This is a genomic window from Knoellia sp. S7-12 (assembly GCF_040518285.1).
Taxonomy (GTDB): domain Bacteria; phylum Actinomycetota; class Actinomycetes; order Actinomycetales; family Dermatophilaceae; genus Knoellia.
This window is the reverse complement of sequence record NZ_CP155449.1, coordinates 2,493,629-2,506,173: the sequence shown is the minus strand read 5'-3', so window position 1 is coordinate 2,506,173 and position 12,545 is coordinate 2,493,629. Positions and strand designations below refer to the sequence as shown.

Below are 12,545 nucleotides of genomic sequence, written 5' to 3'. Positions count from 1 at the left end.
AGTCTCTAGAGACCCAGGTCCGCTTCGAAGGCGCCTTCCTCGAGGCGCTCCTTGACCGTGGTGAGGAAGCGGGCGGCATCCGCGCCGTCGACGATCCGGTGGTCGTAGGAGAGCGCGAGGTAGACCATCGAGCGGATCGCGATCGTCTCGCCACCATCGGCGTCCTTGACGACGACCGGTCGCTTGACGACGGCCCCGGTGCCCAGGATGGCAACCTGAGGCTGGTTGATGATCGGCGTGTCGAACAGGGCTCCACGCGAACCGGTGTTGGTGATCGTGAACGTCCCGCCGGCGAGGTCGTCGGGCATGATCTTGTTGGTGCGCGTGCGCTCCGCGAGATCGGCGATGTTGCGCGACAGCCCGGCGATGTTGAGGTCGCCGGCATTCTTGACGACCGGCACGAGGAGGCCCTTGGCGGTGTCGACCGCCATGCCGACGTTCTCGGTGCCGTGATAGGTCACGTTGTCGCCGTCGATGCTGGCATTCACCGTCGGGTGGGCCTTGAGAGCCTCGATCGCGGCGAGCGTGAAGAACGGCAGGAAGCTGAGCTTGCTGCCCTCGCGCCGAACGAAGTCAGCCTTGGCGCGGTCACGCAGACGCGCGATCTTGGTGACGTCGACTTCGACCACCGTCGTGAGCTGAGCCGAGGTCTGCAAGGACTCGACCATGCGCTTGGCGATCATCTTGCGCAGACGCGTCATGGGCTGGGTCGTGCCGCGAAGGCTGGTGTCGACTGCAGCGCCCTTGCTCGGGGCTGCCGAGGTGGCGGCACCGTCCGGAGCGGGAGCAGCAGCAGGGGCCTCGGCCGGAGCCTTGGCCGCCTCGGCGGCCGCGAGGACATCCTGCTTGCGGATGCGGCCACCGACGCCGGTGCCCGTGATGGACCCGAGGTCGATGCCGTTCTCGTTCGCGATCTTGCGCACGAGCGGAGTGACGTAGGCCGACGCGTCCTGCGACTCGGTGTTCGCGGCCGCAGGCTCTGCCGGTGCAGGAGCAGCGGGAGCAGCGGGCTGTGGCTTGGCCGCCGGGGCGGGCTCGTCAGGAGCAACCGCCTGCTCGACGGCCTGTGCCTGCTCCGGAGCCTTGCTCTCGGCGGCAGGCTCTTCCTTCGGAGCCTCCGCCTTTGGGGCCTCTTCCTTCGGAGCTTCCGCCTCCGGAGCGGCTGCCGGCTCCTCAACAGGGGCCGGTGCAGCCTCAGCGGCCGGAGCGGACTCGGCTCCAGCTGCGTCTCCACCGATGACGGCGAGGTCGGCGCCCACGGGGACTGTCTCGTCCTCCTGGACGAGGATCTTGCTCAGGGTGCCTGCGACAGGGGAGGGGATCTCGGTGTCGACCTTGTCGGTCGAGACCTCGAGCAACGGCTCGTCGACGGCGATCTCGTCACCCTCGGCCTTGAGCCAACGGGTGATCGTGCCTTCGGTCACGGACTCGCCGAGGGCCGGCATCGTCACGGTCGTGCCACCGCCACCGCCACCGCCACCGCCACCGCCGCCGCCACCACTGGCCGGGGACGCGGCAGGTGCCGCCTCAGCCGGGGCGGACTCTGCCGGTGCAGCTTCGGCGGGTGCGTCGGTGTGAGGGGCGGCAGGCTCTTGGCCACCCTCGTCACCAGCTGCGGCGACCTCGTCCCGGTCGGCCGGGGAGTCGAGAGCGTCGCCGTCGCCGGTCTCGCCGGAGTTGTCCTCGGCATCGGCGGTGGGTTCGGCCGGCGCGTCCTGGGCCGGAGCCTCGGCGGGCTGCTCGGCGGGCGCGGCATCGTCGCCGCCCTCGGCGGGTCCGTCGCCGATGACGGCGAGGTCGGCGCCCACGGCGACCGTCTCGTCCTCCTCGGCGAGGATCTCCTGGAGCGTGCCAGAGACGGGGGAGGGGATCTCGGTGTCGACCTTGTCGGTCGAGACCTCGAGCAGCGGTTCGTCCACCTCGACCTGGTCACCGACGTTCTTGAGCCACCGGGTGACGGTGCCCTCGGTCACGGACTCGCCGAGGGCGGGCATGGTCACACGTTCGGACATGGTGTCTGTTCTCCTATCGACGGTGGCTTCTCGTCAACTCTAGTTGTGAGCATGCAGCGGTTTGCCAGCAAGCGCCAGGTGGGCCTCGCCGAGTGCTTCGTTCTGGGTGGGGTGGGCGTGGATGAGCGGGGCGACATCGTCGGGGTGGGCTTCCCAACCGACGATGAGCTGGGCCTCGCCGATCTGTTCACCCATCCTTGCGCCGATCATGTGGACGCCGACGACTGGTCCATCCTTGGAGCGCACGAGCTTGACGAAGCCCGCTGTCTGGAGGATCTGGGACTTGCCGTTGCCGCCAAGGTTGTATTCGTAGGTCTCGATCTCCCCGTGCACCTCGCGGGCCTGGGCCTCGGTGAGTCCGACCGACGCGATCTCGGGGTTGCAGTAGGTGACGCGAGGGATCGTGGACTCGACGATCGGCGCCGGCGAGAGCCCGGCGATCTCCTCCGCGACGAAGATGCCCTGCTGGAAGCCGCGGTGCGCGAGCTGGAGGCCGGGAACGATGTCGCCCACGGCATACACGCCGTCGACACCTGTGCGAAGGCGATCGTCGGTCGTGACGAAGCCACGGTCGATGCTCACCCCGGCCTCGGCGAAGCCGAGCCCGTCGGTGACCGGGCCACGACCCACCGCGACGAGCAACAGGTCGGCGTCGATGCTTGTGCCGTCCTCGAGGGAGACTGTCACCACGTCGCCGTCCTGCGTCGCACCGGCGAACTTCACACCAGCCTTGACCGTGATCTTGCGCTTGCGGAAGGCGCGCTCAAGGACCTTGGACACGGCCTCGTCCTCCGCGGCGACCAGTCGGGGGAGCGCCTCGACGATGGTGACCTCGGAGCCGAACGACCGGAACACCGACGCGAACTCGACTCCGATGACGCCGCCACCGAGGACGACGACGCGGTCGGGGACGTGGTCGAGCTGCAACGCCTGCTCACTTGTCATGATCCGACCGGTGATCTCGAGGCCGGGCAGGGACTTGGGGTAGGAGCCGGTCGCGAGGACGACGTTGCGCCCGGTGACCCGGCGTCCGTCGACCTCGACAGTGGTGCGGTCGACGAGCCGACCGGTGCCTTCGATGATGTCCACCTTGTGGGACTTCGCGAGGCCCTGGAGTCCCTTGTAGAGGCGGCCGACGACGCCGTCCTTGTAGGCGTTGACGCCAGCCATGTCGATTGACTCGAACGTGGTCCGCACCCCGAACTGCTCGCCCTCACGGGCGGTGTCGGCGACTTCGGCGGCGTGGAGCAGGGCCTTGGTGGGGATGCAACCAACGTGCAGGCAAGTCCCACCCAGCTTGGCCTTCTCGATGAGAGCGACGCGGAGCCCCAGCTCCGCCGAGCGGAAGGCGCAGGCATAGCCGCCGCTTCCGCCTCCCAGGATGACAACGTCGTAGGTGTCCTCGGCGGTGGCCGGCATCGCGAACTGCTCCCTTGGGTTGTGTCCGAGGGCGCGTGCCAGCGGGTCTCGCCGACGCCGCGCCAGTTGGCGCCCATCCTGTCATTGCACCGTGTCCGCCGTCACACGAGGTCCGGCTCTGGTTGTCATGGATCCGGTATGCCGTTCGACTACCCAGCGAACTCACACCCACCTTCCAGCGCTCTTCCGTATCGTGGCGCCATGGCGTGGTTCAGGCGGCGAAAGGGCGGGGTGCCCGCGACGGGTGCTGCGGCGCCCTCCAAGGACGACGTCCGCAGGGCGCGCTCGCACTTCGAGGAGTTCGCGCGAAGCCGTCGCGGCGTGGAGGCCTTCGTCGAGCCGGCCACCCACGTCACGGCTACGACCGTCATCCTCATCGCGCACGACGGCGAGTGGACGCGGCGCGCGGTTCCCTCGCGCGCGGACGCCTTCAAGCTCGCGACCGATCTGCACCTGCCGACCTACGACGTCAACCAGACGGGCTATCCACAACGGATGCGCGACTGGAACGCTCGCCAGCGCGGCCGCTGATCACGCGAACGGAGCGGGCTCAGAGTTCGCGAGTGCAGGGCGTGTCCGGGAGGGAGGCGAGCCCTCGACGGTCGCCGTGCAAGACGGGAATCCGCGCCCGGCGTCTGGCCGATGGCCAGTTCCGGCTGGCGCAAAGCCTGTGGCCGTCGTGCGGCGCGGCGTGCGAGAGTGAGGGCGACCGCACCACCGATCCAGGAGGACCCGTGTCCGAGTCAAAGAGTTCCCGTCCGACGCCGAGCGAGGACATGAAGAAGAAGTTCCGCGAGGCCCTGGACAAGAAGCACGCCCACGGCGGCGCTGACGTCTCCGAACGCACGACGGATCAGGGGAAGGTCGACCACGGTCACGGCCCCGAGACCTCCGGGCGTGACCAGATGTTCCGCCGCAAGTCCGGCTGACCCGCGGCCCCTTTCCCGCCGCCCCCGGAAAACGGGTCCGGAGCAAGAGAACAGTTCTCTTGCTCCGGACCCGTTTTCCGGGTGACCCGGGAAAGGTGTGGGGGTTGGGGTGATCGGTCAGGCGGTGCGGCTCTCGATGAGACGCACGAGGGTCGCGACGCCGTAGCCGGTGCCGCCCTTGGGGATGGCGCCGTCGGCGGCCTTCTCGTTGAAGGAAGGGCCGGCGATGTCGACGTGGGCCCACGGGATGTCCTCGCCGACAAACTCCTGGAGGAAGAGTCCGGCCGTGAGCATGCCGCCCCAACGGTCGGCCTTGTGCTGGAGGTCCGCCACGACGGAGTCGAGACCGGTCCGCAGTTCGCGCGGCAGCGGCATCGCCCACGAGTCCTCGCCCTCGGCGCCACCGGCGTCGACCACCTGGGAGCGGAACGTGTCGTCGTTGCCCATGACGCCGGCGACGCGGCTGCCGAGGGCGACCATCTGCGCACCGGTGAGGGTGGCAATGTCGACGATGACATCCGGCTTGGCCTCGCTGGCCAGGCAGAGTCCGTCGCCGAGGACCATGCGGCCTTCGGCGTCGGTGTCGATGATCTCGACGGTCGTGCCGTTGCGCATCGTCACGACATCGCCGGGGCGCTGGGCCGTGCCGCTCGGCATGTTCTCGGCGAGGCAGAGGTAGCCCGTGACGGACACGGGGCCACCGAGCTCGGCCGCGGCGATGACGGTGGCTGCCACAGCAGCAGCGCCCGCCATGTCGGACTTCATCGTGAGCATGCTGCCGGCCGGCTTGATGCACAGGCCGCCCGAGTCGAAGGTGATGCCCTTGCCGACGAGAGCCACCGACGGGCTCTTGCCCGTGCGAGATGCGCTGGGGGAGTAGCTCATCGTGACGATGCGTGGCGGGTTGACCGACCCCTGTCCGACGCCGACGATGCCCCCGAAGCCACCCTTGGCGAGAGCCTTCTCGTCGAGGACCGAGATCGTGACCTTGCCGGACGACGCCGCGACGACAGCCTTGACGTGATCGACGAAGGTCTGCGGGGTGAGCAGGTTCGGCGGCATGTTGACGAGGTCGCGGGCGAGGTCGCGGGCGGAGCCGATGACGGCCGCGCGCTCCACAGCCGACTTCACGGCCTTGCCCTGGCCGAGCGTCGACACGACGGTGATCTTGGGTCCCGAGCTTGCCTTCTTGGACGGAGCCTTCTTTGTCTGTGCCCCGGTCGACGCCTTGGTGGAGGCGGCATCGAAGGTGTAGCACCCGGCATACGCACCGTCGGCGACAGCCGCGAGCGCACCCTCGTTGGCTGTGGGCAGCGCAATGGCGACCGACGACTTGGTCGCGACCGAACGCAGGGCTGAGCCGGCAGCGGAACGGAGCACGTCAGGTGTGACGTCGTCAGCGGCACCGAGTCCGGCGACGACGACCGCGGTGGCGGCAACGTCGGGCACGGCCACGACGCGAACGGTCTCGCTCGGCTTGCCCTTGGCCTCGAGGTCAGCGAGCACGGACGCAAGGTGCTTGGCGGCGGCGGCCGGCAGACCGTGACCCGCGGCGAGCGCGGCCCCTGAATCGGTCGAGACGGAGCCGACGACGAGAGCGTCGACCTTGAGGGTCGCGGCGTCGCGCGTGGTGAGGTTCAGGTTGGGCACTGCGGTTTCTCCTGGGATCGGTCCGGACAGGCGAGATCGTCGCCCCTTTGCCACGCACCCTAGCCGCGACCGTGATCCGGGCCACGCGATAGCGTGCCGTCATGACCGATCTGTTGCACTCACCCGTCCATGACCGGCACGTCGCGCTCGGCGCCAAAATGGCCGACTTCGGCGGGTGGGAGATGCCGATCGAGTACCCCGGTGGTGGCGTCGTCGCCGAGCACACAGCCGTGCGCGAGCGCGTCGGACTCTTCGACGTGAGTCACCTCGGCAAGGCTCGCGTCAGCGGCCGTTCGGGTGATGTCACGGCCTTCGACTTCGTCAACAGCTGCCTCACCAACGACCTGCGCCGCATCGGTCCGGGTCAGGCTCAATACACCCTGTGCTGCCAGGACGACGGTGGTGTCGTGGACGACCTCATCGCCTATGTCCGCAGCGAGGACGACGTCTTCCTCATCCCCAATGCCGCCAACACGACCGCCGTCGTCGAATTGTTGCGCGCCGCCGCCCCCGTGGGCATCACGGTCGAGAACCTCCATGACGCGTATGCCGTGTTCGCCGTCCAGGGTCCCAAGAGCGACGAGGTGCTCACCTCACTCGGCCTGCCCGTCGACCACGACTACATGTCGTTCGTCGAGACGGAGTGGCAAGGGCTGCCGGTCATCGTGTGCCGCACCGGCTACACGGGGGAGCGCGGCTACGAGCTGGTCCCCGCATGGGACGCGGCCGGCTCGCTCTGGGACGCGTTGGCTTCCGCGGTTGCCGACCAGTCGGGTATGCCGGCCGGTCTCGGCGCGCGCGACACGCTCCGCACCGAGATGGGCTATCCGCTGCACGGCAACGACCTCAGCACCGAGATCACCCCGGTCATGGCCGGTGCCGCGTGGGCCGTCGGTTGGGACAAGGACGCGTTCTGGGGCAAGGACGCGCTGGCCGAGCAGCGTGCCGCGAAGACGTCCCGGCTGAACCGCGGTCTCGTCGTCACCGGTCGCGGCATCCCGCGCGCCCACTGCTCCGTTCTCAAGGATGGCGAGGTCGTCGGTGAGGTGACGTCTGGAACCTTCAGTCCGACCCGCAAGGAGGGCATCGCGCTGGCTCAGCTCGATCGCTCCGTCGTGATCGGCGACGAGGTCGTCGTCGACGTGCGTGGTCGCGAGGTCCCGGCGACGGTGACCAAGCCGCCGTTCGTCGAGGTCGGCGTCCGCGAGAACTGACGAAGACTGTCGAGAGGCCAGGACTGACGCATGGGTGACCACGCCTACCGGGCCACGATCGCGTGGGAGGGCTCCACAGGTGGTGGCTACACGGCATACACGCGCGATCACGACGGCAGCGTCCCGCCGGCGACGGAACCCCTTGCCCTGAGCGCCGACCCGCACTTCCGCGGCGACGCGTCCCGGGCCAACCCGGAGCAGCTCCTCGTCCTGGCGGCCAGCTCGTGCCAGCTCCTGGCCTTTCTTCATGTCGCGGCGACCGCGAAGCTGGACGTGCTCGACTACACCGACGACGCCGAGGGTGTCATGCCGGCCGACTCACAGCCGATGCGGCTCACGCGAATCACGCTGCGCCCCAAGGTGTTGGTCGCCCCTGGGAGCGACGTGAGCCGCTTCAAGGAGCTCATGCACGAGGCCCATGAAGGATGCTTCATCGCCAACTCGCTCAGGACCGAGATCGTCGTCGAGCCGACGATTGAAATCGCAGAGACCGCAGAGACCGCAGAGACCACGGAGACCGCTGTGGTCGCACCGCACGAGGAGAACCTGACATGACCGAAGCCTGGACCTGGACCTACGAGGACGCCGCTGGAGCAGCCGTGACGGGCGAGCCCACGACCGAGACGGCGTTCCCGACGCAGTCCGACGCCGAGAACTGGTTCGGCGAGGTGTGGCGTGAGTTGGCCGAGGCGGGGATCGCCGCAGTGACGTTGCACCGGGACGGCGAGAAGATCTACGGCCCGATGCCCCTCGACGCTTCTGTCTAGCTGGGGTAGGCGCCGCGCTTGACGATCGGACGCGGCATACGGGTGCGGCGCATCTGGAACGAGCGCATCGCGGCATAGAAGCCGTCGCCGCGCTGGACCGCGTTCTCGCCAAACTTCGCGGCGAGCTTCTTCTTGATCCGACGCCAGGCCAGGAACGTGTCGATGACAGCAGCGGCGATGAGTCCATAGACGAGCGCGAAGACGATGAGCATTGCCCACGACTGACGCACGAACGACAACGCCAGCACGATGAGCATGACGGGCAGCATGAACTCGGCGACACCCCAACGGGCGTCGATGTAGTCGCGGATGAAGCGCTTGCCCGGTCCCTTGTCGCGCGCCGGCAGGTGCGTCTCGTCGCCGGTGAGCATTGCCTGCCGCTGCTTCGCGAGCTGCTCGCGACGCTTGGTGCGGTCGGCGCCCTTGGCGGCCTTGCGGTCCTTGACGACGAGGGGCTGCCTGCGGGCTGCTTCCTGGTCGCGCCGCTTGGGCGTGGGGCGGTTCTTGGCGCCCTCGCGGGCAGCAATGGTTGCCTGCTCAGTGAGCTTTTCGTTGGTGGTCTTGCTGCGTCCGAACACCGGCTGAGTGTATGCCGCCGGGCTGGGTCCTTCGTCCGACCGGTTCCTACATGTCTCTGGGTGGTCGGTGAGGTCATGCGGGCTGACATCGTCGGTCGGCCCTGAGTAGGGTCGACCGAGTGACTGACTCAAGCATCCCGACCGCCCTGACTGAGCTCTCTGCGCTGCGCGAGACCGTGACCCGCCTCATGCCCCAGCTGCGCACCGACCTCGAAGCGCTGACCCGCATCCCGAGTGTCTCGCTGCCGGCGTTCGACCAGAGCCACGTCGACGCGTCGGCGGAGGCGACCGCCGAGCTGCTGCGGGCCGAGGGGCTCGAGGTCGAGATCGTGCGAGAGGGCGGGGCTCCCGCCGTCATCGGTCACATCGACGGTCCCGAGGGCGCGCCGACGGTGATGCTCTATGCGCACCATGACGTGCAGCCGCCCGGCGACGACGCCGACTGGGACAGTGCCCCGTTCGAGCCGACCGAGCGCGACGGGCGCCTCTATGGCCGCGGCGCCGCAGATGACAAGGCCGGGATCATGGCCCACATCGCTGCCCTGCGCGCCCACTCGGGCAACCTGCCGGTCGGCGTCACGGTCTTCGTCGAGGGTGAGGAAGAGGTCGGCTCCGACTCGCTCATGACGATCCTCGAGCGCCACGGTGACAAGCTGAAGGCCGACGCCATCGTGCTCGCCGACTCGACGAACTGGGACATCGGGACCCCGGCCCTCACGACGACCCTGCGCGGGCTCGTCAGAGTCGTCGTCACCGTGTCGACGCTCGACCACGGCATCCACTCGGGCATGTTCGGTGGCGCCGTCCCCGACGCGATCACGGCCCTCATCCGGCTCATCGCCACGCTCCACGACGACGAGGGCAATGTCGCGGTTCCCGGACTCAAGTCTGGTGAGGCTGCCGACCTCGAGTTCTCCGAGGATCGGCTGCGTGAGGAATCGGGCCTGCTCGAGGGGGTGTCGACCATTGGCTCCGGTTCGCTGCTCTCACGGATGTGGACCAAGCCCTCGCTGACGACGATCGGCATCAACGCGCCGTCGGTCGAGAAGGCCTCCAACACTCTCGCCCCCACCGCTTCGGCCAAGCTCTCCATGCGCATCGCCGCCGACGAGGTGCCGACCGACGCGTTCGCGGCACTCGAGAAGCACCTGCGTGACAACGCTCCGTGGGGAGCCAAGGTCGAGGTCACCCTTGACGACCAGGGTTCAGGTTTCTCCGCCGACGCGAGCGGCCCTGTCTATGACCAGGCGAGGGCGGCGTTCGCCGACGCGTGGGGCAAGGAACCGGTCGACATCGGCGTTGGCGGCTCGATCCCGTTCGTTGCGGCCTTCGCCGAGCGCTTCCCCGACGCCGCCATCCTCGTGACCGGCGTGGAGGACCCAGACACCCGCGCCCACGGCGCCAATGAGTCACTTCACCTGGGTGAGTTCGAGAAGGTGTGCGTCGCGGAAGCCGCGCTCTTCGCCCGCCTCGGCGCGATGCCGAGGGCCTGACGATGTCGAATCCCAACGCTGGTTCCGAGAAGGCGAACGCCGACAACACCAGGGGCGCAGGGTCCTCGCAGGGCTCCTACGTCGAGCCGTCCTTCGAGCGAGACACGGCCTACATCGAGGACCGCATCACCCGCCGCGGTGAGCAGTGGCCGGTCGAGGCAGGCCGCTACCGCCTCGTCGTCGCGCGTGCCTGCCCGTGGGCCAACCGGGCGATCATCGTCCGGCGACTCCTCGGTCTCGAGGAGGCGATCTCCATGGGCATCTGCGGACCGACGCACGACGCCAACTCCTGGACCTTCGACCTCGACCCCGGTGGCCTCGACCCGGTGTTGCAGATCCCGCGCGTTAAGGACGCCTACCTCGCGCGGTTCCCCGACTACCCCAAGGGCATCACCGTCCCGGCCATGGTCGACGTACCGACCGGGGGAGTCGTCACCAACGACTTCCCGCAGATGACGCTGGACTTCTCGGGTGAGTGGACCGAGTTCCACCGCCCTGGCGCGCCGCAGCTCTATCCCGAGCACCTGCGTGCTGAGATCGACGAGGTCAACAAGCGCGTCTACACCGAGGTCAACAACGGCGTCTATCGCTGCGGTTTTGCTGGGACACAAGAGGCCTACGACGCGGCATACGACCGGTTGTTCACCGCTCTCGACTGGCTCGAGGAGCGTCTCGCCTCACAGCGCCATCTCGTCGGTGACACGATCACCGAGGCCGACGTCCGGCTCTTCACGACGCTCGCGCGCTTCGACGCGGTCTATCACGGTCACTTCAAGTGCAACCGCACCAAGCTCGCCGAGATGCCGACGCTGTGGGCCTATGCGCGCGACCTGTTCCAGACGCCGGGGTTCGGCGACACGACCGACTTCGTCCAGATCAAGAGCCACTACTACGAGGTCCACCGCGACATCAACCCCACCGGCGTCGTGCCGCTCGGACCCGACCTGTCGGAATGGGCCACGCCGCACGGGCGTGAGTCGCTCGGGGGTCGCCCGTTCGGTGACGGCACCCCGCCCGGTCCGCCGCCCGAGGCCGAACGCGTCGCGCCGGGCAACAACCCGCACGTTGGCGTCGAGGGCCTCATCACCCTCTGAGCACGTCAGCACTTCTGCCAGTAGTTGGGACTCGTCTCGCGCACCGTTGACGTGTAGAAGGTGTTGTACAGGCCCAGGTTGTCATTCGAACCGAGGGCGAGCGCGTAACCGCCCTGGTGTCTTGCGCGCCCCGCTTGGACGTGGGCGTAGTTCGTGGCCGTGACACACGTCGGTGTGCTCGTGGCGGTCGGTGTGGGAGTCGGCGTCGGAGTCGTGGACGTGGTGGGTGTTGGGGTGGGAGTCGGCGACGGCGACGCACCGATGATCCCGAAGAACTGCGCGTCGTAGTAGGCGCCGCACACCGTGTCGATGAAGTAGGCGCCTGCCGTGCCGCACTGGGTCGGACCGGCGCCGGGGTCGACGGGCGTGCCATGGCTCATCCCGGCGATCTCGGTGAGGCGGACCGCGCCACCGCCGTACTCCGACCAGTTCACGCCCGATCCCAGCGAGCCTGTGGCAGTGGGGGATTGGGCGACGCCTGCGACATTGGTCCACTGGTCGCGCAGCTCGCGACCGTTCATCGGGGCCACCGTCGTGTCAGACTGGCCGTGCCAGATGGCGACCTTGGGACGAGGACCGGACCACGCGGCATACCCCGCGCGGGCAAGGTCTCCCCATGCGCGAGGCGTCTTGTCCACGCCCGGGTTCATGCACGAAAAGGCCTGTGTCACAGTCGTTGCGCACCCGTGCGCGACGCCAGCGTTGACCGAACCTCCAGCAAACAGATCGGGGTATGCCGCGAGCATGCTGGCCGTCATGGCACCTCCACCGGAGAGTCCGGTGACATAGACGCGACTCGAGTTCGCGGAATACGCCGTGATCGCGTGCTGGACCATCGACGCGATCGAAGCGACCTCACCCTGACCGCGTGTCACATCCCCGGCCTGGAACCAGTTGAAGCACTTGCTCGAGTTGTTGGCCGTGCCCTGCTGCGGGAGGACCACGGTGATGCCACGGCGATCCGCGAGGTCGCGCCACCCCGAGCCGTTGAGATAGGTGTTGGCGTCCTGGGTGCAGCCGTGCAGGGCAATGACCAGGGGAGCGCCGGCTGACGCAGTGTCCGGTCGGTAGCTCCACATCGTCAGGGCGCCGGGGTTGGACCCGAACGACGGGACCTGTTGCAGGGTGGCTGCTGATGCTGTCTGCGCCAGGACCACTCCCAACGTTGCTGCGGCGGCCACCGCCAGTGCGGTCGTCCAGCGAAGGAGCTTGTGGGTGCGAACCATGTCGGTCTCCCGGGTTCCGGGCATCGTCGTTGGTGCCCTGGTCCCGGTGACGTTAGTGAGGCTCGCTCCATCGAACGGTGGGTGCAGCGCCCATGATTCGCGAACGGTGGCTGGGCCCGCGCACCATGAGGGCCCCCAAGAGGCAGTTGGGTGACCAGTTCTC

General features: G+C 68.4%; 12 protein-coding genes. 7 read left to right on the top strand and 5 right to left on the bottom strand.

Annotated elements, in window-relative coordinates; all coding sequences use genetic code 11:
• Positions 1–5: 5 nt before the first annotated feature.
• Both sucB and lpdA read right to left on the bottom strand, forming a co-directional pair.
• A complete protein-coding gene (gene sucB, locus V6K52_RS12075; RefSeq protein ID WP_353950358.1) occupies positions 6–2,012 on the bottom strand; it encodes a 2-oxoglutarate dehydrogenase, E2 component, dihydrolipoamide succinyltransferase in 2,007 nt (668 codons plus the stop codon).
• A 39-nt stretch (positions 2,013–2,051) separates the two neighbouring features.
• Positions 2,052–3,431, bottom strand: a complete 1,380-nt coding sequence (gene lpdA, locus V6K52_RS12070) for a dihydrolipoyl dehydrogenase (RefSeq protein WP_353950357.1) — start codon at positions 3,429–3,431, stop codon at positions 2,052–2,054.
• A gap of 201 nt (positions 3,432–3,632) precedes the next feature.
• Between lpdA and V6K52_RS12065 the strand changes: the two genes are divergently transcribed.
• The gene (locus tag V6K52_RS12065) at positions 3,633–3,962 is read left to right on the top strand and encodes a hypothetical protein (RefSeq protein ID WP_353950356.1); all 330 of its coding nucleotides are present in this window, start codon (positions 3,633–3,635) and stop codon (positions 3,960–3,962) included.
• A 245-nt stretch (positions 3,963–4,207) separates the two neighbouring features.
• Positions 4,208–4,360 (top strand): DUF5302 domain-containing protein, encoded by a 153-nt coding sequence (locus V6K52_RS12060; protein ID WP_353953773.1) that lies wholly within the window; start codon positions 4,208–4,210, stop codon positions 4,358–4,360.
• A gap of 117 nt (positions 4,361–4,477) precedes the next feature.
• Here V6K52_RS12060 and V6K52_RS12055 read toward each other — a convergent pair whose 3' ends face one another.
• Positions 4,478–6,010, bottom strand: a complete 1,533-nt coding sequence (locus tag V6K52_RS12055; protein WP_353950355.1) for a leucyl aminopeptidase — start codon at positions 6,008–6,010, stop codon at positions 4,478–4,480.
• A 101-nt stretch (positions 6,011–6,111) separates the two neighbouring features.
• Between V6K52_RS12055 and gcvT the strand changes: the two genes are divergently transcribed.
• From gcvT to V6K52_RS12040, 3 genes are read left to right on the top strand one after another with little or no spacing between them, the layout of a single operon-like run.
• Positions 6,112–7,224, top strand: coding sequence for a glycine cleavage system aminomethyltransferase GcvT (gcvT, locus tag V6K52_RS12050; protein WP_353950354.1), 1,113 nt, complete (start codon positions 6,112–6,114; stop codon positions 7,222–7,224).
• Positions 7,225–7,254: 30 nt separating this feature from the next.
• The gene (locus tag V6K52_RS12045) at positions 7,255–7,779 is read left to right on the top strand and encodes an OsmC family protein (protein ID WP_353950353.1); all 525 of its coding nucleotides are present in this window, start codon (positions 7,255–7,257) and stop codon (positions 7,777–7,779) included.
• Positions 7,776–7,991 (top strand): hypothetical protein, encoded by a 216-nt coding sequence (locus tag V6K52_RS12040; RefSeq protein WP_353950352.1) that lies wholly within the window; start codon positions 7,776–7,778, stop codon positions 7,989–7,991. Before V6K52_RS12045 ends, V6K52_RS12040 begins: the two co-directional genes overlap by 4 nt.
• On the opposite strand, the gene V6K52_RS12035 is transcribed toward V6K52_RS12040, so the two are convergent.
• On the bottom strand, positions 7,988–8,569 hold the full coding sequence (locus tag V6K52_RS12035; protein ID WP_353950351.1) for a DUF3043 domain-containing protein: 582 nt from the start codon (positions 8,567–8,569) through the stop codon (positions 7,988–7,990). The two genes, V6K52_RS12040 and V6K52_RS12035, sit on opposite strands and share 4 nt — an antisense overlap.
• Before the next feature lie 119 nt (positions 8,570–8,688).
• Here V6K52_RS12035 and V6K52_RS12030 point away from each other — a divergent pair, with 119 nt between their 5' ends.
• Complete coding sequence (locus V6K52_RS12030) at positions 8,689–10,062, top strand: dipeptidase (protein WP_353950350.1); 1,374 nt, start codon at positions 8,689–8,691, stop codon at positions 10,060–10,062.
• Between the two features lie 2 nt (positions 10,063–10,064).
• The gene (locus tag V6K52_RS12025) at positions 10,065–11,156 is read left to right on the top strand and encodes a glutathione S-transferase C-terminal domain-containing protein (RefSeq protein ID WP_353950349.1); all 1,092 of its coding nucleotides are present in this window, start codon (positions 10,065–10,067) and stop codon (positions 11,154–11,156) included.
• 5 nt (positions 11,157–11,161) lie between these two features.
• On the opposite strand, the gene V6K52_RS12020 is transcribed toward V6K52_RS12025, so the two are convergent.
• The gene (locus V6K52_RS12020; protein WP_353950348.1) at positions 11,162–12,382 is read right to left on the bottom strand and encodes a PHB depolymerase family esterase; all 1,221 of its coding nucleotides are present in this window, start codon (positions 12,380–12,382) and stop codon (positions 11,162–11,164) included.
• Positions 12,383–12,545 lie beyond the last annotated feature (163 nt).